At 64.1% G+C, this 18,640-nt stretch carries 17 protein-coding genes; 9 read left to right on the forward strand and 8 right to left on the reverse strand.

All coding sequences use genetic code 11. From position 1 onward, the window contains the following. Window positions 1-200: 200 nt before the first annotated feature. The 5 genes from ISG32_RS04920 to ssuE form a co-directional block, all read right to left on the reverse strand. Window positions 201-1,352, reverse strand: a complete 1,152-nt coding sequence (locus tag ISG32_RS04920) for an acyl-CoA dehydrogenase family protein (RefSeq protein WP_194769922.1) — start codon at window positions 1,350-1,352, stop codon at window positions 201-203. A gap of 2 nt (window positions 1,353-1,354) precedes the next feature. After that, window positions 1,355-2,470 (reverse strand): LLM class flavin-dependent oxidoreductase, encoded by a 1,116-nt coding sequence (locus ISG32_RS04925; RefSeq protein WP_194769923.1) that lies wholly within the window; start codon window positions 2,468-2,470, stop codon window positions 1,355-1,357. Between the two features lie 103 nt (window positions 2,471-2,573). Then, the gene (locus tag ISG32_RS04930) at window positions 2,574-3,776 is read right to left on the reverse strand and encodes a c-type cytochrome (protein WP_194769924.1); all 1,203 of its coding nucleotides are present in this window, start codon (window positions 3,774-3,776) and stop codon (window positions 2,574-2,576) included. Between the two features lie 20 nt (window positions 3,777-3,796). After that, window positions 3,797-4,825 carry an ABC transporter substrate-binding protein gene (locus tag ISG32_RS04935; RefSeq protein ID WP_194769925.1) on the reverse strand — a complete coding sequence of 343 codons (1,029 nt, stop codon included), beginning with the start codon at window positions 4,823-4,825 and terminating at the stop codon, window positions 3,797-3,799. Between the two features lie 116 nt (window positions 4,826-4,941). After that, window positions 4,942-5,523: an NADPH-dependent FMN reductase gene (ssuE, locus tag ISG32_RS04940; protein ID WP_194769926.1), complete on the reverse strand. Its 582-nt coding sequence runs from the start codon at window positions 5,521-5,523 to the stop codon at window positions 4,942-4,944. Between the two features lie 192 nt (window positions 5,524-5,715). Here ssuE and ISG32_RS04945 point away from each other — a divergent pair, with 192 nt between their 5' ends. Continuing rightward, window positions 5,716-6,765, forward strand: coding sequence for a Bug family tripartite tricarboxylate transporter substrate binding protein (locus ISG32_RS04945; protein ID WP_228529608.1), 1,050 nt, complete (start codon window positions 5,716-5,718; stop codon window positions 6,763-6,765). A gap of 230 nt (window positions 6,766-6,995) precedes the next feature. Here ISG32_RS04945 and serA read toward each other — a convergent pair whose 3' ends face one another. Then, window positions 6,996-8,228: a phosphoglycerate dehydrogenase gene (gene serA, locus ISG32_RS04950; protein WP_194769927.1), complete on the reverse strand. Its 1,233-nt coding sequence runs from the start codon at window positions 8,226-8,228 to the stop codon at window positions 6,996-6,998. Between the two features lie 296 nt (window positions 8,229-8,524). Here serA and ugpB point away from each other — a divergent pair, with 296 nt between their 5' ends. The 7 genes from ugpB (at window position 8,525) to ISG32_RS04985 (ending at window position 16,762) form a co-directional block, all read left to right on the forward strand. Next, window positions 8,525-9,841, forward strand: coding sequence for a sn-glycerol-3-phosphate ABC transporter substrate-binding protein UgpB (ugpB, locus tag ISG32_RS04955; protein WP_194769928.1), 1,317 nt, complete (start codon window positions 8,525-8,527; stop codon window positions 9,839-9,841). 124 nt (window positions 9,842-9,965) lie between these two features. Then, a complete protein-coding gene (gene ugpA / locus ISG32_RS04960; protein WP_194769929.1) occupies window positions 9,966-10,847 on the forward strand; it encodes a sn-glycerol-3-phosphate ABC transporter permease UgpA in 882 nt (293 codons plus the stop codon). 2 nt (window positions 10,848-10,849) lie between these two features. Beyond that, a complete protein-coding gene (ugpE, locus tag ISG32_RS04965; protein WP_194769930.1) occupies window positions 10,850-11,701 on the forward strand; it encodes a sn-glycerol-3-phosphate ABC transporter permease UgpE in 852 nt (283 codons plus the stop codon). A gap of 55 nt (window positions 11,702-11,756) precedes the next feature. Beyond that, the gene (gene ugpC / locus ISG32_RS04970) at window positions 11,757-12,776 is read left to right on the forward strand and encodes a sn-glycerol-3-phosphate ABC transporter ATP-binding protein UgpC (protein ID WP_194769931.1); all 1,020 of its coding nucleotides are present in this window, start codon (window positions 11,757-11,759) and stop codon (window positions 12,774-12,776) included. Window positions 12,777-12,805: 29 nt separating this feature from the next. Next, window positions 12,806-13,156, forward strand: coding sequence for a bleomycin resistance protein (locus tag ISG32_RS04975; RefSeq protein ID WP_194769932.1), 351 nt, complete (start codon window positions 12,806-12,808; stop codon window positions 13,154-13,156). Further along, window positions 13,153-13,911 carry a glycerophosphodiester phosphodiesterase gene (ugpQ, locus tag ISG32_RS04980; RefSeq protein ID WP_194769933.1) on the forward strand — a complete coding sequence of 253 codons (759 nt, stop codon included), beginning with the start codon at window positions 13,153-13,155 and terminating at the stop codon, window positions 13,909-13,911. The genes ISG32_RS04975 and ugpQ overlap by 4 nt, the downstream gene beginning before the upstream one ends. Before the next feature lie 328 nt (window positions 13,912-14,239). Beyond that, window positions 14,240-16,762, forward strand: coding sequence for a DUF3772 domain-containing protein (locus ISG32_RS04985; RefSeq protein ID WP_407645028.1), 2,523 nt, complete (start codon window positions 14,240-14,242; stop codon window positions 16,760-16,762). Window positions 16,763-16,776: 14 nt separating this feature from the next. On the opposite strand, the gene ISG32_RS04990 is transcribed toward ISG32_RS04985, so the two are convergent. Further along, complete coding sequence (locus tag ISG32_RS04990; protein WP_194769934.1) at window positions 16,777-17,598, reverse strand: siderophore-interacting protein; 822 nt, start codon at window positions 17,596-17,598, stop codon at window positions 16,777-16,779. Window positions 17,599-17,692: 94 nt separating this feature from the next. Between ISG32_RS04990 and ISG32_RS04995 the strand changes: the two genes are divergently transcribed. Further along, a complete protein-coding gene (locus ISG32_RS04995) occupies window positions 17,693-18,181 on the forward strand; it encodes a MarR family winged helix-turn-helix transcriptional regulator (RefSeq protein ID WP_194769935.1) in 489 nt (162 codons plus the stop codon). Between the two features lie 171 nt (window positions 18,182-18,352). Here ISG32_RS04995 and ISG32_RS05000 read toward each other — a convergent pair whose 3' ends face one another. Continuing rightward, the gene (locus ISG32_RS05000) at window positions 18,353-18,631 is read right to left on the reverse strand and encodes a hypothetical protein (protein ID WP_194769936.1); all 279 of its coding nucleotides are present in this window, start codon (window positions 18,629-18,631) and stop codon (window positions 18,353-18,355) included. Window positions 18,632-18,640: the final 9 nt, after the last annotated feature.

Here is an 18,640-nt window from a genome sequence, read left to right on the forward strand (position 1 = left end):
GGGTTTTCGCCTGGATGGGCAGGCCGCCTGAAACCGGCAGCCCGCGTGCCTCGGGGGTGCGATTTTATGACAGCCCGTTACTTCCCGCTGCACTGCAGCAAGAGCCATGGCAATCTATACATGATTAAGGCGAGAAATTGATGGCCTGTTCTCGGCAAAAAACCACAGAAAGGCCGGTTCAGAGCCCGGAAGCGGCGCGTTCATCGCCCGCTCTGCAGTGCCGCACGCCCCGCAGCCACCCAGACGCTGTCCTCCTGAGGCGTATGCACCCGGCCACAGAGCACGTCGCGCAGATGCCGCTCAAGCGGGTTGCGCCGCGAAAGTCCGTGGTTGCTGGTGAGCGAGAGCGCCTCCTGCACCACGGCAATGGACTGCGCCATGACCAGGTTCTTCACCAGTCCCGCGTCCGTTGCCGAAGTGCTCACTTCGCCATCGAGGTCGGCCGCGAGCCGCGCCAGCAGCACGCGGTTGGACAGCAACTGTCCCTCGATCCGCCCCACCGCCTCCTGAAACCGAGGCAGGCTCGCGAGCGGCGCGCCCAGATTGGCAGGGGTGCGCTCATTCAAGAACGCCACCAGCCAGTCCCGCGCCGCACGGGCCACGCCGTCGTAGATCGCCCCCAGCAGCAGGGTCATTTCCGCCTGAAAAGCCCCGTCCTTGGCTGGAGTCGCGCCCGGCGGCGCCAGACCGATGGCGTGATCGGCGGGGGTGAGCACGCCGTCGAGCACCACATCGTGACTGCCGCTCGCGCGCAGGCCGAGGTGGTCCCAGGTTTCCTCGATGAGCACGCCGGGGTCGTCCGCACGCACCAGAAATGTCCCCACGCGCGCAGCGGCTTCATCGGTGCGCGCCCAGACCGCCAGCCAGCGCAATGCGGGCGAGCCGGTCGAATAGATCTTGCGGCCGGAAATCCGCCAGCCATCGGGCGTCCTCGTGGCCACGGTGGCGGGCAATCCGCCACGCGCAGGCGAGCCGAGCTCGGGCTCGACGCGCAGCGCGTTGATCAGCGCGCCGCGCTCCACCGCGTCCTTCACCAGCTTGCGCGCCAGTGCTTCAGGCCACGACGAGCCGGCCCGGCCCGCCTGACGCTGCTGGATGTACTGCATGCTCAGCACCAGCGCGGTGGCCGGGCAGCCGTAGCCGATGGCGCCCAGCACCTCGGCCAACTGGGTGCTGCTGGCGCCCTGCCCGCCCAGCGCAACGGGTGCGGCCAGCGCCAGCAGCCCGGCTGCGTGCAGATCCGCAAAGTTCTCATGCGGAAACGTGCCGTCGCGGTCATGCTGCACGGCGCGCCCGGCGAAATCCACCGCGAGCACGCGCGCGGTGTCGGCCCAACTGAGCGATGCGTTCATGCTCAGGCCGCCTTGCGTTCGGACTGGCTGGCGTTGAGCGCGTTAAGCGCGTCGCGCTGCGCCACCTTCTCGCGGATCAGCGGAATCAGCTCGCGACCGTAGTCGATGGCGTCAACCAGCGGATCGAAGCCGCGCAGCAAAAAGGTGGTGATGCCGAGGTCGTAGTACTTGAGGAGTGCCTGCGCCACCTGCTCAGGCGTGCCGAGCAGCGACGTGGAATTGCTGCGCCCACCGGTCTCACGCGCAATCGCGGTCCACAGGCGTTCGTCGACGATGTCGCCCTTGGCAGCATCGGAGAGCAGGCGGCGCGCACCCTCGCTCTGCTGCGGCCCCGCGCCGCGCGAATGCGAGATCTGCACCTGCTGCTTTTTCGTGGCGTCAAGAATCCGAGCGGCCTTCTCCCAGGCCAGCTCCTCGGTCTCGGCGATGATGGGACGAAACGAGATGCTGAACTCCACCTCGCGGCCATGGGCAGCCGCCTGTGCGCGCACGCGGCGCACCAGATCTTCCGACTGCGCGAGCGACTCGCCCCACAGCGCGTAGACGTCGGCATGCTTGCCCGCCACCTGCAGCGCGGGCTCGGACGCGCCGCCAAAGAAGATCGGCACGATGGGCTGCTGCAGCGGCTTCACCTCGGAGGCCGCGCCCTTGAGCTTGTAGTACGTGCCTTCGTGGTCGAACGGCTTGGTCTCGGTCCACACGCGGCGCAGGATGCTGAGGTATTCGTCGGTGCGCGCATAGCGCTCGTCGTGGCTCAGAAAATCGCCGTCGCGCTGCTGATCCACATCCGAGCCGCCGCTGATGTAGTGCACCGCGAGACGCCCGTTGGTGTAATGATCGAGCGTGGCCAGCTGGCGCGCCGCGAGCGTGGGCGCGACAAAGCCCGGCCGGTGCGCCAGCAGGAACTTCACCTTCTGCGTCGCCGCAGCCGCATAGGCCACGGTGAGCAGCGTGTCGGGACTGGTCGAGCTCGCGGGCACCAGCACCCGGTCGAAGCCCGCGTATTCATGTGCCTGCGCGAAGGCGCGCACATAGGCCGGATCGACCGCAGGCCCCTTGCGCGCAATGGTTTCGGACACTTCGTGAGGCTGGATCATGCCAATGATTTGAACGGGCATCTTGTTGCTCCTGTGGATGGATGAATGAGTAGGCAAGTGCCCTCATGATCGCCACCGAGCACAGGGATTCCAACGAAGAAAAACGCGTTAGGTTCTGCGATTTTCAATGCGGAAAACCGGCACGCACGGGCCTCACCGGATCCTCGTCCATGCGCCGCAGCAGCACGTCCAATCCCTGCGCACCGGCACCCGCCACCGGCTTGTCCGCGCGCTGCACTCCTGTAGCCGTCGCGGTTGCGGTGCGGCAGACCAGGTCGTCTTCGGACCATGCGGATCGCCCCGGCGCCGAGCGCGCGCGCAGCCAGCCATCGCGATCCGCCAGCAGCTGAAAGCCGCGCGCATCCTGCTCACGCTCGCCCAGCAACAGGGCCAAAGCGGGCAGCAGTTGCGCATCTTCGGCAAGGCACTCGGGATCATCCACATCCGCACGCGAACCCACCATGACCGAGACCATGCGGGGGTCTTCCTGCGGCGCGGGCGATGATGCTGCGGAGGGCAGGACAAGCAGCACGCGCTGCCCCTTCAAACCGTCGCTGCGTCGCTCCCCGCCATAGCGGCAGCGCAGCGCAAACGCGGGCATGCGCACGGGGCGCTCCCACGTTCCCAGATCACGCAGCGACTGGCCCGAAGCGCGCGCCTGCAGGTAGTCGAGCACCTGCCAGATGTCGGCGTCGGAGAGTCGCGACGGCGATGCGCCCGGCATGGTCTCGCGCGCGAGGCGTTCATCGCGCATGCCGTGACGCACCCGCCAGAACAGCTCGCCTTCGAGCCGCTTCCACAGCAGCCCTCCGGTCAGATCGGGCGGCCAGCGCCCCAGCGTGGCCGCGAGCGGCCCCTGCCCTCGCGCATCCGCACCATGGCATTGCGCGCAGTTCTGTTGAAAAAGCGCCTGTCCACGCAGGATGTCGGCGGGCCGGAATCCGCTGTCAGAGCGATGCAGGCTGGTCGGCACCGCCGGTGCAAAGAGCAGATGCGCGGCGGGCCACGGCGCCGCCAACAAAGCGAAAACCGCAACGCCCATCAGGCCCGCAACCAGCGCGCTGCGCACTCGCCTGCGCAATGCCGCAAGCGCGATGGCCACGCTGAAAAGCAGCACCGCAGCCACCGCGCACATGCCGGTGATCGCTACACGCCGCGCATGTCCCGGATCGATCCACATCATCTCCGCGGACAGCCGCAGCGCGAACGGCCACGCGGGCTGACCGGCGACCAGCGGCGCGAGGCCAAGCGCATGCAGACCGTCTCGCAGCGCGAACTGCGCGGCCAGCAGCCACTCCAGAATCCATGCAACCCAGACCTCGGACATAACTCGAACGCAGGTCGGCCTCAGGTCAGCACATCGGCGAACACATGCGATGCGAAGCGCGCAGGATCGGTCGTTGGCTTGAGCACTTTCACGAGCTTGAAGTCGCGCGCATAGAACTCGATTTCGTCCTTGAGGTTCTTGCCCACCGGATGACTGCGGTGCGTGAGCGTCGCGAGCACCGCGCGCAATTCGCTCTCCGCCACCTTGGTGTAGGGGCTGTAGATGCGCGCGGTCTCGGCCGGGTTGTCGGCGACGAAATCGGAGGCCTCGACGATGGCGCGGGTGAGCGCCGCCGCCGTGCCCTTGTCGTTGCGCACCATCGCGCCGCTCACGCCAAGCACGCAGCAGGTCTTGGCCGCATACTCGCCCGAGAGATTCGTCGCCAGATCGACCAGCCCCTTGGTGCGCCGCTGGATCAGCAGCAGGTTCGGATCACCATCGGCGATCGCATGCGCCTCTCCCTTCTCCACGGCGAGGCCCAGCATGTCCCCTGGAAACTGACGCCACTGCACATCGCGCTCGGGATCCAGCCCCGCCTTGGCGAGCAGCACCGAGAAGAAATTCTTGCCGGGCGCATTCAGATCCGAGACCGCAATCGTCTTGCCTTTCAGCTTGGCAAGGCTGGTCACGCCGGCCGCCTCATAGCCCACCAAACGCGAGCAGCCGCCGTGCGAACTGCCAACCAGCTTCACGTCAAATCCCGACTCCAGCGGCTTGATCCAGCGATGGATCATGCCCACGCCCGCGTCGGCCTTGGACGTCGCAATCGCCTCGAGCAACTGGTCGGTCGATCCCGCAAAATTCACGAGCTCGACCTTGAGTCCGTGCTTCTCGAAAATGCCGCGCTCCAGCGCCACCGGCGCGGCGGAAAGGCAGATCGCATTCGCGTTCCATGCCAGCTTCACCGGCTTGAGCGCAGGCGCCGCCCACACCCGCCCCGCCACCGCGGCGGCCGCGCCCGTCGCCGCAGCGGCACCCGCTGCGCGCAGCCAGCGGCGACGCGCCAACGAATCGATCACTACCCCCGCCTTGTATCTCACGTCATTCATCTTTTCGTCCTTCGTTTGAGAAATGAAATCAGCCCTGATTGGAGCGAATCAACGCGCATGGGCGAAGGAAGAAAAACAGAAATCGATATGCGAAACGGGGTGCAAAGCAACGGACATCAAACGCTCAAGCGCACCTGCTCAAACCGCACCGGCGCAAAGCCCGCATCGCGCACGTGCAGCGCCTCGGAGAGCAAGGTCTGCACGGCCACATCCACGCGATTCGACACGTCGGGATGCAGAACGCCACCGCCCTCCGGCAGATGCGTGACCTGCGCATCCGTTGCGTAGATGCCGGAGAGAATCTGCTTGGCGCCCAGCGCCTGCAGCACCGGGCGCAGCGCGTAATCGAGCGCCAGCATATGATGCGGGCTGCCGCCCGTGGCCAGCGGCAAAACGGTCTTTCCCTGCAGCGCGGTCTGCGGCAGCAGATCGAGAAACACCTTGAGCACGCCGCTGTACGCGGCCTTGTAGACGGGCGTGGCCACCACGATCACCGTGGCGTTCGCCACCTGCTGCGCGGCCTTCACCACGTCAGGGTGATCGAACTGCGCCTGCAGCAGCGCGAGCGCATTCAGATTGCGGACATTCAGAGTCTCCACATGGACGCGATGCGCTGCCAGACGTTGACCCACGTGAGCCAGCAATGTGGCCGACCGCGAGCGCTCGGACGGGCTCCCGGCTATCAATAAAACGGACATGAATTTCCTGTTGCTTCACTTCAGAACTGCAGCGATCAGACCATGCAACCACTGCTGATGCCCACGAAGTTTTCAAACTAAGAAACCGCGTTTTCCGAATATGCAGGAACACCGTCCTGCAGATCACGCAGCGCATAAGCAAGCATGCTTTTCTTTGTTCACGCCCGCGGCCTCGCTGCCTATCGTGGCGACATGACCAAAGCACTGCACCACACCATGAAGCCTCCACGTTTTCAATTACGTTTTCCATTGCGCTTTCAATTGCGCTTTCGCTTCGCCGCCATCGCGCTCGCCGCCGCAGTTCCCATGCTGACGAGCCTGCCCGTCTCCGCCGAAAGCTGGCCGTCGCGCCCCGTCAAGCTGGTGGTTCCGTTCCCGCCCGGCGGCGCGGCGGATGCCATTGGCCGCTACTACGCCGACAAGCTGACCCGCGCGCTGGGCCAGCCGGTGATCGTCGACAACAAGGCCGGCGCAGGCACGGCGATCGCCGCCGAATACGTGGCACGCGCTGCACCCGACGGTTACACGATCTCGCTCGCCACCAGCGGCCAGCTCACCGTGCTGCCGCATCTGCAAAGCAATCTGCGCTTTGATCCGGTGAAGGATTTCACCCCGGTCTCGCTCGTCGCCTCGGTGCACAACGTTGTCGCGATCAACCCCAAGCTGCAGATCCACTCTCTGCCCGAACTGCTCGCGCGCGCCAAGGCCAATCCAGGCAAGGTGACCTACTCCTCCTGCGGCAGCGGCACGCTCTGCCACCTGACCGGCGAGCTGCTGCAGAACCTCTCGGGCAGCGAGCTGCTGCATGTCCCCTACAAGGGCAGCGCACCCGCAGTCACCGCAGCGCTCGGCGGCGAGGTCGACCTCGCCATCGACACGCTCACCGTGCTGGCTCCGCAGATCAGGGCCGGCAAGCTGCAAGGTCTGGTGCAGACCGCCGCTACTCGCTCGCCCCAGTTGCCCGACGTGCCAAGCGCCCCCGAAGCCGGCCTGCCCAGCTTCATCAGCTCCGGCTGGTTCGGCGTGGTCGTCCCAGCCAACACGCCAGCTCCCATCGTCGCACGCCTGCAAAAAGAACTCCACACCATCGCCCGCGCCCCACAGACCGACCACGACCTGCAGGAGCGCGGCATCAGCGTGGAATACAACACGCCCACCGAGTTCGCGTCGCTGATCAGAACCGATTACTCACGATGGGGAAAGGTGGTCCAAGCAGGCAAGATCCAGCTCGCAGCGCAGTAACGGTGGGAGCGGCTGCATCGATCCCGCATTCAAAACAGCGCGCCTCCGAAGCACACCAGCCCCAAGATCCCCCACCACAACGCAGAGATGGGGCTTGAGACGAGGCGTCGCCGACGCTGACAGTACTCTCGTACGGCAAGGAGGCGCAACGAAGGATCAAGCCCCATCTCTGCGCCTCCGCACGACTCACCATCGAAGCCGCAAGGCTTCGTCAGTCACAGCAACAAAAATCAGAACAAAACGCGAGAGCGAATCGTCCCCGGCACCTTGGCCAACTTCTCCAGGGCCAGATCGGAGGACTTGGCGTCGAGATCGATGACAACATATCCAAGCGTCTCATTCGTCTGCAAAAACTGCGCGGAAATGTTGATGTGGTTCTCCGAAAGAATCTGATTGATCTGCGAAAGCACGCCCGGCACGTTCTTGTGGATGTGCAGCAAACGATGCTTGCCCGGATGCGCAGGCAGCGCCACTTCGGGGAAATTCACCGACGAGGTGGTGGTCCCGTTGTCACTGAACTTGACCAGCTTTTCCGCCACCTCGAGCCCGATGTTGGCCTGCGCCTCCATCGTCGATCCGCCGATGTGGGGCGTGAGAATGACGTTGTCCAGCCCACGCAGCGGCGACTCGAAAATGTCGGCATTCGAGCGCGGCTCGACCGGGAACACGTCCACCGCCGCGCCCGCGAGGTGACCGGACTTCAGCGCCGCAGCGAGCGGGTCGATCTCGACCACGGTTCCGCGTGACGCGTTGAGCAAAATCGCCCCGGGCTTCATCTTGGCGATCTGCTCCGCGCCGATCATCCACTGCGTCGACGGCAACTCGGGCACATGCAGAGTCACCACATCGCTTTGCGCCAGCAACTCGTTGAGCGACACTTGGTGCGCGTTGCCCAGCGGCAGCTTGCTGACCACGTCGTGAAAGATCACCTTCATGCCCAGCGACTCGGCCAGCACCGAGAGCTGCGTGCCGATGGAGCCATAGCCGACGATGCCCAGCGTCTTGCCGCGCGCCTCGTAGGACTGCTCCGCACTCTTGCTCCAGCCGCCACGGTGCACCGCCGCATTCTTGGCGGGAATGCCACGCAGCAGCAGAATCGCCTCGGCCAGCACCAGCTCGGCCACCGACCGGGTATTGGAATAAGGGGCATTGAAGGCGACCACGCCATGTTCGCGCGCCGCCTGCAGGTCGATCTGGTTGGTGCCGATGCAGAAGGCGCCCACGGCCACGAGCTTGTGCGCGTGGGCCAGCACCTCGGCCGTGAGCTGGGTGCGCGAACGGATGCCAAGAAAGTGCACGTCGGTGATGCGCTCCTTGAGCTCCTCATCGGACAGAGCGCCCTTCACCGTCTCGACATGGGTGTAACCGGACGCGTGCAGCACCTCCAGTGCGCTGGGATGAATCCCTTCCAGCAACAGGAATTTGATCTTGCTTTTGTCCAGTGAAGTCGTCTTGGCGTTCATGCATTCCCCTTCGATTGCCTGCGATGCGCAGGAGTTTGAATACGCGTTTCCCACAGCATTGTGCATTGCACAAAACCTTGCTTTATCGATGACAATTGCAGCGCTCAAAATGGAGCACAATTCATGACAGAACTTTGTGACTGTCATTGTCAATAGTCATTGCAAGCCACGGCCCTCACCGTATTTCCCCTGTTGTGAGCACTTTCTTGCTGTGCGACAACGACATCTTCTTGTCACATTGGGCGAGTTACCATCTCGCCGCAAATAATCCACTCTCTACATCCATAGGAGCCTACATGCGGATCAAGCAACTGGCGCTGGCCACACTCGTCGCAACCACCGGCATTGCTGCACAAGCGCAAACCGAAATCCAGTGGTGGCACGCGATGACCGCCGTGAACAACGAATGGGTCAACGATCTGGCCAAACAGTTCAACGAGAGCCAGAAGGAATTCAAGGTCATCCCCACTTACAAGGGAACCTACGACGAGACCATGACGGCTGCCGTGGCGGCCTTCCGCTCGGGCGGCGCTCCGCACATCCTGCAAGTGTTCGAAGTGGGCACGGCCACGATGATGGCCTCCAAGGGAGCCACCGTTCCCGTCGCCAAGGTGCTGTCGGACAACGGCGTGACTTTCGACCCCAAGGCCTACATCCCCGCCGTCGCGTCGTACTACACGGCCCCCAACGGCCAGATGCTGAGCTTCCCGTTCAACAGCTCGACCACCGTTTTCTACTACAACAAGGACGCCTTCAAGAAGGCCGGCCTGAACGCCGACAAGGCGCCGGCCACCTGGCCCGAAGTCTTCGAAGCCGCCAAGAAGCTCAAGGCCAGCGGTCACAGCTGCCCGATGACGCTGGCGTGGATGGGCTGGACCCAGCTCGAGTCGTTCTCCACCTGGCACAACGTCGAGTTCGCCACGCACCAGAACGGTCTGAGCAAGGACGGCTACAAGGCCCGCATGAAGGTCAATTCGCCACTGCACGTGCGCCACATCGAAGACCTCGAAAAGGCTGCCAAGGCGGGCGAATTCGTCTACAAGGGCCGCGGCTCGCTGCCCCAGGCTTCGTTCGTGTCCGGTGAGTGCGCGATGATCCAGACCTCGTCCGGCTTCTACGGCGACGTGGCCAAGAACGCCAAGTTCGGCTACGGCATCGCCCAGCTGCCCTACTACCCCGACGTGAAGGGCGCACCGCAGAACACCGTGATCGGCGGCGCTTCGCTGTGGGTGATGGCCGGCAAGAAGCCTGCGGAGTACAAGGGCGTTGCCAAGTTCTTCGAATTCATCTCGCAGACCAAGGTGCAGGCCGCGAGCCACCAGCGCACCGGCTACCTGCCCGTGACGATGGCCTCGTTCGATCTGACCGAAAAGTCGGGCTTCTATCAGAAGAACCCCGGCACCGACACCGCCGTGAACCAGATGATTCGCAAGGTGACCGACAACTCGCGCGGCATCCGCCTCGGCAACTACGTGCAGATCCGCACCATCGAGGACGAAGAACTCGAGCAGGTCTGGGCCGGCAAGAAGTCGGCCAAGGATGCTCTGAACTCCATCGTCAAGCGCGGCGATGAACTGCTGGCTCGCTTCGAAGCGGCCAACAAGGGCAAGTAAGCAGACAGTCCGGTATCGGCGCATGCGCCTCGTGTCCCAGTGGGCGTGAGGCGCAAGCCGCATTTTTTCACATACCTCCGCAGCCTCAAAAAGGCTTCGGCGGTTTTTTGGTTTTTGAAGGCATATGGAAAAACGAGTCCTTTTCCGCTCCGCCTGGCTGCCCTGGCTGTTGCTGCTGCCGCAGATGGCCATCATCGGCATCTTCTTCTTCTGGCCTGCCGCGCAGGCCATCCTGCAGTCCTTCCAGATGGAGGACGCATTCGGTCTGAGCAAGGAATGGGTTGGCTTTGACAACTTCATTCAGCTCTTCAACGACGCTTCCTATCTCGAATCCTTCTACCGCACGGCCATCTTCTCGGTGCTGGTGGCGGGCGTGGGCATCGCCGTGTCTTTGGCGCTGGCCATCTTTGCGGACCGCATCGTGCGCTTCGCCATGGTCTACAAGACGCTGCTGATCGTGCCCTACGCCGTCGCGCCCGTGATCGCCGGTGTGCTGTGGGTGTTCATGTTCTCGCCTTCCCTCGGCGTGGTGTCGTACGCGCTGGAGCGCATTGGCTACAACTGGAACTTTCTCATGAACGAGAACCAGGCCATGGCGCTGATCGTGATGGCGGCCGTCTGGAAGCAGATCTCCTACAACTTCCTGTTCTTCCTCGCGGGTCTGCAATCGATTCCGAAGTCGCTCATCGAAGCCGCGTCGATCGACGGTGCCGGGCCATGGCGCCGCTTCCTGAACGTGCAGCTGCCGCTGCTCTCGCCCACCACGTTCTTCCTTCTGGTGATCAACATCGTCTACGCGTTCTTCGACACCTTCGGCATCATCGACGCGACCACGCACGGCGGCCCCGGACAGTCCACGACCATCCTGGTCTACAAGGTGTACCTCGACGGCTTCAAGGCGCTCGATCTCGGTGGCTCGGCCGCGCAGTCGGTGATCCTGATGTTCATCGTCATCGCGCTGACCGTGATCCAGTTCCGTTATGTTGAAAAGAAAGTGCAGTACTGAGCATGATTGACCGACGTCCCTGGCTCGATGTGCTGTCTCACGCCGTGATGATTCTCGGCGTGGCCATCGTGGCCTTTCCCATCTATCTGGCGCTCATCGCCTCCACCCACACCGCGCAGGAAATCGTGCAGGCGCCCATGCCGCTGTGGCCCGGCACCAACATGCTGGAAAGCTACAAGGCCGCGCTGTTCGGATCGGGCAAGCTCGGCTCCAACACCGATCTGGTGCGCATGATGTGGGTGAGCTTCGTGACCGCCATGGTCATCACCGTGGGCAAGATCGCGATCTCGCTGCTCTCGGCCTTCGCCATCGTCTACTTCCGCTTTCCGTTCAAGCAGCTGTGCTTCTGGCTGATCTTCGTGACGCTGATGCTGCCGGTGGAAGTGCGCATTCTGCCCACCTACAAGGTGGTGGCCGATCTGGGCCTGCTCAACAGCTACGCCGGTCTCACGCTGCCACTGATCGCGTCGGCGACGGCCACGTTCCTGTTCCGCCAGTTCTTCCTGACCGTTCCCGATGAACTCGTGGAAGCCGCGCGCATCGACGGCGCGGGCCCCATGCGCTTCTTCAAGGACGTGCTGGTGCCGCTGTCGAAGACCTCGATTGCCGCGCTGTTCGTGATCCAGTTCATCTACGGCTGGAACCAGTATCTCTGGCCGCTGCTCATGACCACCTCGGAAGACATGTACCCCGTGGTCATCGGCATCAAGCGCATGGTGGCCGGTGGCGGCGAAGCGGCCATCGATTGGAACGTCGCGATGGCCACGACCATCATCGCCATGCTGCCGCCCGCGCTGGTGGTGATCCTGATGCAGAAGTGGTTCGTCAAGGGCCTGGTGGATACCGAAAAGTAACCCCCAGGCACCCCACACAACCAGCTTCAACCAGAACGAATTCAAAGTTTTTCATATGGCATCCATCACACTCAAAGACGTCGTCAAGCAATACGGAGTCGGCAAGCAGGCCGTGCCCGTCATCCACGGCGTGAATGCAGACATCAAGGATGGCGAGTTCATCGTCATCGTCGGCCCCTCGGGCTGCGGCAAATCGACGCTGCTGCGCATGGTCGCGGGCCTTGAGGAAATCTCGGGCGGCACGATCTCCATCGGAGACCGCGTGGTGAACAATCTCGAGCCCGCACAGCGCGACATCGCCATGGTGTTCCAGAACTACGCGCTGTACCCGCACATGAGCGTATTCGACAACATGGCCTACGGCCTGAAGATCAAGAACGTGCCGATGGACGAGATCAAGCAGCGCGTCGACGGTGCGGCCAAGATCCTTGAGCTCTCGCACCTGCTCGATCGCAAGCCGCGTCAACTCTCCGGCGGCCAGCGCCAGCGTGTGGCCATGGGCCGCGCCATCGTGCGCAAGCCGCAGGTCTTCCTGTTCGATGAACCGCTCTCCAACCTCGACGCCAAGCTGCGCGCGCAGACCCGCATCGAGATCCAGAAGCGCCACCAGACACTGGGCATCACCAGCCTGTTCGTCACGCACGATCAGGTCGAAGCGATGACGCTCGCCCAGCGCATGCTGGTGATGAACGGCGGCCTGGTCGAGCAGTTCGGCACACCCGAGGAGGTCTACCACCGACCCGCGTCGACCTTCGTCGCGAGCTTCATCGGATCGCCTCCGATGAACCTGCTCAAGTCGGCGCCGGGCACCCGGGCGGGCACGATCTTCGGCATCCGCCCCGAGCACCTGGACATCACGCCGAACAGCGGCTGGTCCGTCGTCGTCGACACCGTCGAGCTGCTGGGCGCCGAGCGCCTGATCTACGGCCGCGTGCAAGGCGGCAGCGACGATGAGCAGCTCGTCGTGCGCGTCGAGGAAGGCACGTTCACGCCGAACAGCGGCGACGTCATCCATGTCACGCCACGCGCGGACCGCGTCCATACCTTCGACGTCAACACGGGCAAGCGCATCTAGCACAATCGTTTCCTTTCGGGAAATCGAACATGGCCTCGCTGATTCACTCCACGGTCCCGGTGCTTCCATCGCCGGACCTCGCGGTCAGCGAGGCTTTTTACGTTCAAATACTCGGCTTTCAAGTTTTGCTGTCCATGCCCGGCACCTACCTGATCGTTGCGCGCGAGGGCTGCGAAATCCATTTCTGGCCCTGCGGCGACAACACCGAGCTGCCGCGCAATTCATCCTGCTACGTGCGCGCAGACACCGACGCGCTGCATGCCGACTTCGCCGCACGCGGACTCACGCTCGCCCTACCACAAGACCGCGAATGGGGCATGCGCGAGCTGTATGTGATCGACCCGCACGGCAACCTGCTCAAATTTGGAGAACCTGTATGACTGCACTGGCCGCATGGCCCTATCCGCGCTGGGTGGCGCATCGTGGCGCGGGCAAGCTCGCGCCCGAGAACACCATGGTCGCGTTCCGCATGGGCGCATCGTATGGCTACCGCATGTTCGAATGCGACGCCAAGCTCAGCCAGGATGGCGTGCTGTTCCTCATGCATGACACCGATCTCAAGCGCACCACCAATGGCGTGGGCACCGGCAGCGACCGCCCCATGGGCGAGCTCGCGCAGCTCGACGCGGGCGCGTGGCACTCGCGTTCGTTCGCAGGCGAACACCTGCCCACGCTCGAGTCGCTCGCGCGCTGGTGCATCGCCAACCATCTGCATCTGAACGTGGAGATCAAACCCACGCCCGGTCAGGAAGAAGCCACGGGCCGCGCCACCGGCGAGCTGATGAACCGACTCTGGCCCAAGGACCAGGTGCCGCCGCTGTTCACCTCGTTCAAGCCCGATTCGCTGCGCGGCGCGAAAGCTGCGGCACCGGATGTTCCGCGCGGACTGCTGGTCGACAAGTTTGCCGACGGGACCGGCGAGGCGGACATTGCGATCGCGCTGGAACTGGGATGTGTGGCGATGGTGCTGAACCATGCGCTGTGGAATCCGGCGCTGGTGGCGCGGGTGCATGGAGCGGGGATGCGGTGCAGCAGCTACACCGTGAATGATGAGTGGGAGGCCAAGCGCTTGCTTGACATCGGCACGGATTGCATCATTACCGATCGGGTGGATTTGTTCAGTCCTGCGGGCTGAGCCTGCTCTTTCACCTGTTTTGCAGGCGCGTTCCGGCTGCGCTCCAGCATCTTCTTTGAGGACGCAGGCCGGGAGTTCCGCCCGGCGGCGGAGTCACCTTTTGCTTGCGCGCAAAAGGTGACCCAAAACGCGCTTTGAAGTCCTCCGGCGGAACTCGACTTCGCGCTGCGCGCTCCGCTCGGACAACCGCCGGAAGTCAGACTGGAAGAGGCGTGTTCGGCACTTCGCTTTGCTCGTGCCGCTGGCTTGTGCGCGCGTTCCTACGAGAGGATGCCTGTGCTGGCGCTACAGTGGTGGTTTGCTTTCTGCAATTCGCACTCTAGTCCGTATGGATCTCACACACTGCACGCTGGATACTTCGCCCCGTCGTTCGTGGGCCACCGTGGTCGGGGTCTGTTTGATTTCGCTGCTTGTCACGTGCATGTGCGTACTGTCGCCCGCCATGGAAGCGCATGCCGCGAACACGATGCAAACGAATGCGGATGCGGACCCGGGGCCGCCGCTACCGCAGCCGGACGATCTGCGCAAGCAACTGGATGCCATCCCGGCCAAGCTCACCGAGGACACGGATGCGCGCAAGCTGCTGGGTCAGCTCAACGGAATCGGCGCGGCAGCGGAGCGGCTTGCCAAGCAGCGGACGAGTGAGCTGGCCGATGTCGATGGACGCCTCGCGGGGCTTGGGCCAACACCGGAGAAAGGGTCGCCCGCCGACGCACCGGATGTGGCGGAGCAGCGGGCCACGCTCAACAAGCAGCGCTCGGCCATTGATTCGGATCTCAAGCTGGCTCGGCTCATCGGCGTGGATGCGGAGCAGCGCAGTGCGGACATCCTCAAGCAGCGGCGCGCGCAGTTCCAGGCCACGCTGACCGCACGGGTGGAGTCGCCGCTCACGCCCTCGTTCTGGAAGGTGTGGAAGCTGGCAGCGCGCGACGATCTGGAGCGGCTGCAGATGCTTGGTGACGACCTCCGCGCGACGGCGGCCGAGGCCACCTCCACGCCGCGCAAGCGCAACAACTTCGCACTGCACATGCTGGGCGCGCTGCTGCTGATCATCGGCGGCACCTGGGCCGCCGAGCGGATTCTGGTGCGGGTGCTGCCATCACGCTTGCCGTCCGGGCGCCTGCGCCGCACGCTGATGGCCAGCATTGCCGTGGTGCTCAATGTGCTGATCGTCACGCTGGCCGTGAAGATCGCCTGGAACGGGCTGCGGCTGAACGCGGAATTCGACGAGCCGCTGCAGGCACTGGAGTCCATCTGCCTGCAGATGGCCGCCTATGGCAGCTACGTGATCGCGCTCGGGCATTCGCTGCTGTCGAGCAAGCGTTCGACATGGCGACTGCTGCTGATCTCGGACGACCTTGCGCGCCGTCTGAGTCCGTTTCCGTGGTGGTTTGCGCTCTCGTCGGCGCTCGGCGGCGTGGCGACCGAAGTCAGCGCCATCGCGGGGCTCAGCATTTCTTCGGAAGTGCTGGTGCACATCGTTTCCGCGCTGCTCGCGGCGTTCATCACGCTGTCCGCGCTGCGCCATCTGCGCACGCCCGATTCGCAGATGGCGTCGGCCGACGAACCGAAGGAGGCCGCCGCAGAAAGCGCCGCGCAGCTCAGCGAGCGCCCGTGGTGGTTCGGCATGCTGGCCGCTGCAGCCGGGGTTGCGCTGATCGCCGTCGTCGTGCTGGCCGCGCTCGGCTTCGTGGCGCTGGCGGCCACGATAGCGCGGCAGATGGTGTGGACCATGGTGGTGCTGTCCACGATGTATCTCCTGTTCAAGCTCACCGATGATCTGTGCGAGTCGCTGCTGTCGTCCCACGGAGGCTTCGGATCGCGCGTGCAAGCGTCGCTCGGCATCGACGCCAAGCTGCTCGATCAGGTGGCGGTGCTGGCCTCGGGCGTGCTGCGCGTGGCGCTGTTCTTCTACATGGTGATCGCGTTGATGGCGCCGCTCGGAACCGCACCCGACGAGGTGTTCCGCCGCGGCTCCTCGGTCGATCACAGCCTCAAGTTCGGCGACTTCACCATCGCGCCCCAGGCCCTGCTCACAGCGGCGGCGGTGATCTGTCTCGGCTTCTTCGCCATCCATCTGTTCAAGCGCTGGCTCACCAACCAGTTCTTCCCCAACACCTCGCTCGAACCCGGCATGCGCAGTTCGATCACCACGCTGATGGGGTATGTGAGCGGCGTGGTCGTGATCGCGGCAGCGCTGGCGGGGCTTGGCATCAGCGTGGAGCGCATCGCCTGGGTGGCGAGCGCGCTGTCGGTGGGCATCGGCTTCGGGCTGCAGGCCATCGTGCAGAACTTCATCTCGGGCCTGATTCTGCTGGCCGAGCGGCCCGTGCGCGTGGGCGACTGGGTGAAGCTCGGCGACACCGAAGGCGACGTGCGCCGAGTGAACGTGCGGGCCACGGAGATCCAGCTCTCGGATCGTTCGACGATGATCGTGCCGAACTCGGAATTCATCACCAAGTCCGTGCGCAACATGACGCTCGCGGGCGCGCCGGGACGCGTGATGCTGAACCTGCCCGCGCCGTTGGACACCGACGCGCCGCGCATGCGCCAGATCATTCTCGAGGCCTACACCTCGCACCCGAGCATCCAGGACAGCCCCGCGCCCGTGGTGCAGCTCGAGGGCATACAGAACGGCACGCTGATGTTCCTCGCCATCGGCTACATCGGCAATCCGCGCAACACGGGCAGCGTGCGCAGCGATCTGCTGTTCGAGATACTCAAATCATTGCGCGAAGCCGGCCTGCACCTGTCTCCACCCGCGACCACCTCGATCACGTCCGGTACCGGCCCCACCCCGCCGGGATCGAGCGGCGACCCGGTGATCGATCAGCTCACCAACCCGCGCTGATGGTTTCGCGCTGATCAGTCCTCACTCAGCTCGGCGTGGTGCGCGATTTCGCCACGCTTCCAGTACGCGGCGATGCGCATGCGCTTGGCATCCACGCCCGGCTTGGCGAGCAGCGTGCGGCGCAGCTGCGCCATGTCGTTGTGCTCGCCCGCAGCCCAGACGAAGCCGTCGCCTTCTGGAATCGACAGCTCTTGAGCGGCAGCGTCGAGCGAGTCCACCCATTGCAGATCGACCTGCGCGGCACTCGCGAGCGGACGTTGGTCGGCCGTGTGATCAAGCTGCACGCGGACCGTGGCGCGCGCGCCGGCGGGCAGTTCGGCAAGGCGGCGCTCGATGGCGGGCAAGGCGCTGGCGTCCCCAAGCAGCCAATGCCATTCAAAGGCCGTGGGCACGACCATGCTGCCGCGCGGGCCTGCAATGCCCACCCATTGGCCGATCTGGGCCGTGGCCGCCCACTGTGCGGCAGGGCCCGCTTCGTGCATGGCGAACTCGAGCACCATCGTGCCCTTGGCAGAGTCCCAGCGCACGGGCGTGAAGTCACGGGCTGTCGGGCGCTGGCCGCCCTCGAAATGCGGGCGGCCATCGATCAGGGTGGGCAACGTCGGCTTTTCCTGGCCCGCAGCGGGCAGCAGCAGCTTGACGTGGTCATCGAAGCCCACGCTGGCGAAGTTCGACAGATCGGCACCGCCCAGCGTCACGCGCACGAAGCCGGGACTGACGATTTCCCGCGACATGAGCTGCATGTGGCGCGAACTGAGGCCGTGGCGCACGCGCTCGACGCGCAACGGGGCGGTGGTGGGGGTGATAACGGTATCGACGGAGGAAGCATGGGTCATGGACAACGGCTTTCTTGATTGGCTAGAATGTTGATTTAGTCAACAAGATACCCGCATTATGTTGACTTTGTCAACCATAAAACAAGACCACGCCATGAACGATGTTTCCGCCTCCACGAAGGTTCTGGACGCCTTGCACGACCTTGTCCATGCCTACCGCAGCCACATGCGGGCCGAGATGCATCGCCACGACGACCGGCTCAACCGGAGCTCCGTGCGCTGCTTGCTGTTCGTGGGGCACGAGCCGCTGTGCACCCACAAGGCGCTGATGGAATTCCTGCATGCCGACAAGGCGCAGATCGCCCGCACGCTGAGCGAAATGGAAGACAACGGCTGGATCGAGCGCGTACCCCACCCTGACGACCGCCGCAGCCGCCGGCTGAAGCTGAGCGAGCGCGGTCAGACGCTGTTCACCACGATGCAGGCCGCGCGGGCCCAGGTCGGCGAACGCATGCTGCAGGGCGTACCCGAGGCGCAGCGGACTGCGCTGGCCACTCAGATGCAGCAAATGCTGACCAGCCTGAATGAATCCGGCACGCCAGCCGCGCCTGCGGCTTCTGCCTGCGCCTCAAGTGAGCGATAAGACCCGGTCAGAGCGTGTTGACGATCTCATCGCGAGGCTTGCAGCGTGCGGATCGGGAAGGACTGCAAGGCGCAAACCGCAGCAATAGCTCGGGCTATTGCGAGGATTTGCAACGCAGCAGACCGCCCGAGGCCGCGCCTGCAGGGCCGTGTGGAGATCGTCAGCACACTCTCAGGCCCTCCAGCCCCGCATGAGCACCCACTGTGTAGTGGCAATCGCAACACTCAGGGCCACGTAAGAAAGCCATTTCCCATCGTTGCCGAAGACCCACAGTCCAGTGATGAGAGCGGCGCATCCAACTACGAAATTTATAGCAACAGGTCGAATCCAGCCCAGTGGCTTCACCCGTTGGCGAAAAAAAATCTGCGCCAGAATCACCATCAGCAAAGCCACCGCAAGAGCGGGTAGCACAAAATTCAGAAAGTGGTTCAGCGCGAGTAGAGGATTCATAAATATGAC

The organism is Diaphorobacter caeni (assembly GCF_015354245.1).
GTDB lineage: Bacteria > Pseudomonadota > Gammaproteobacteria > Burkholderiales > Burkholderiaceae_C > Diaphorobacter_A > Diaphorobacter_A caeni.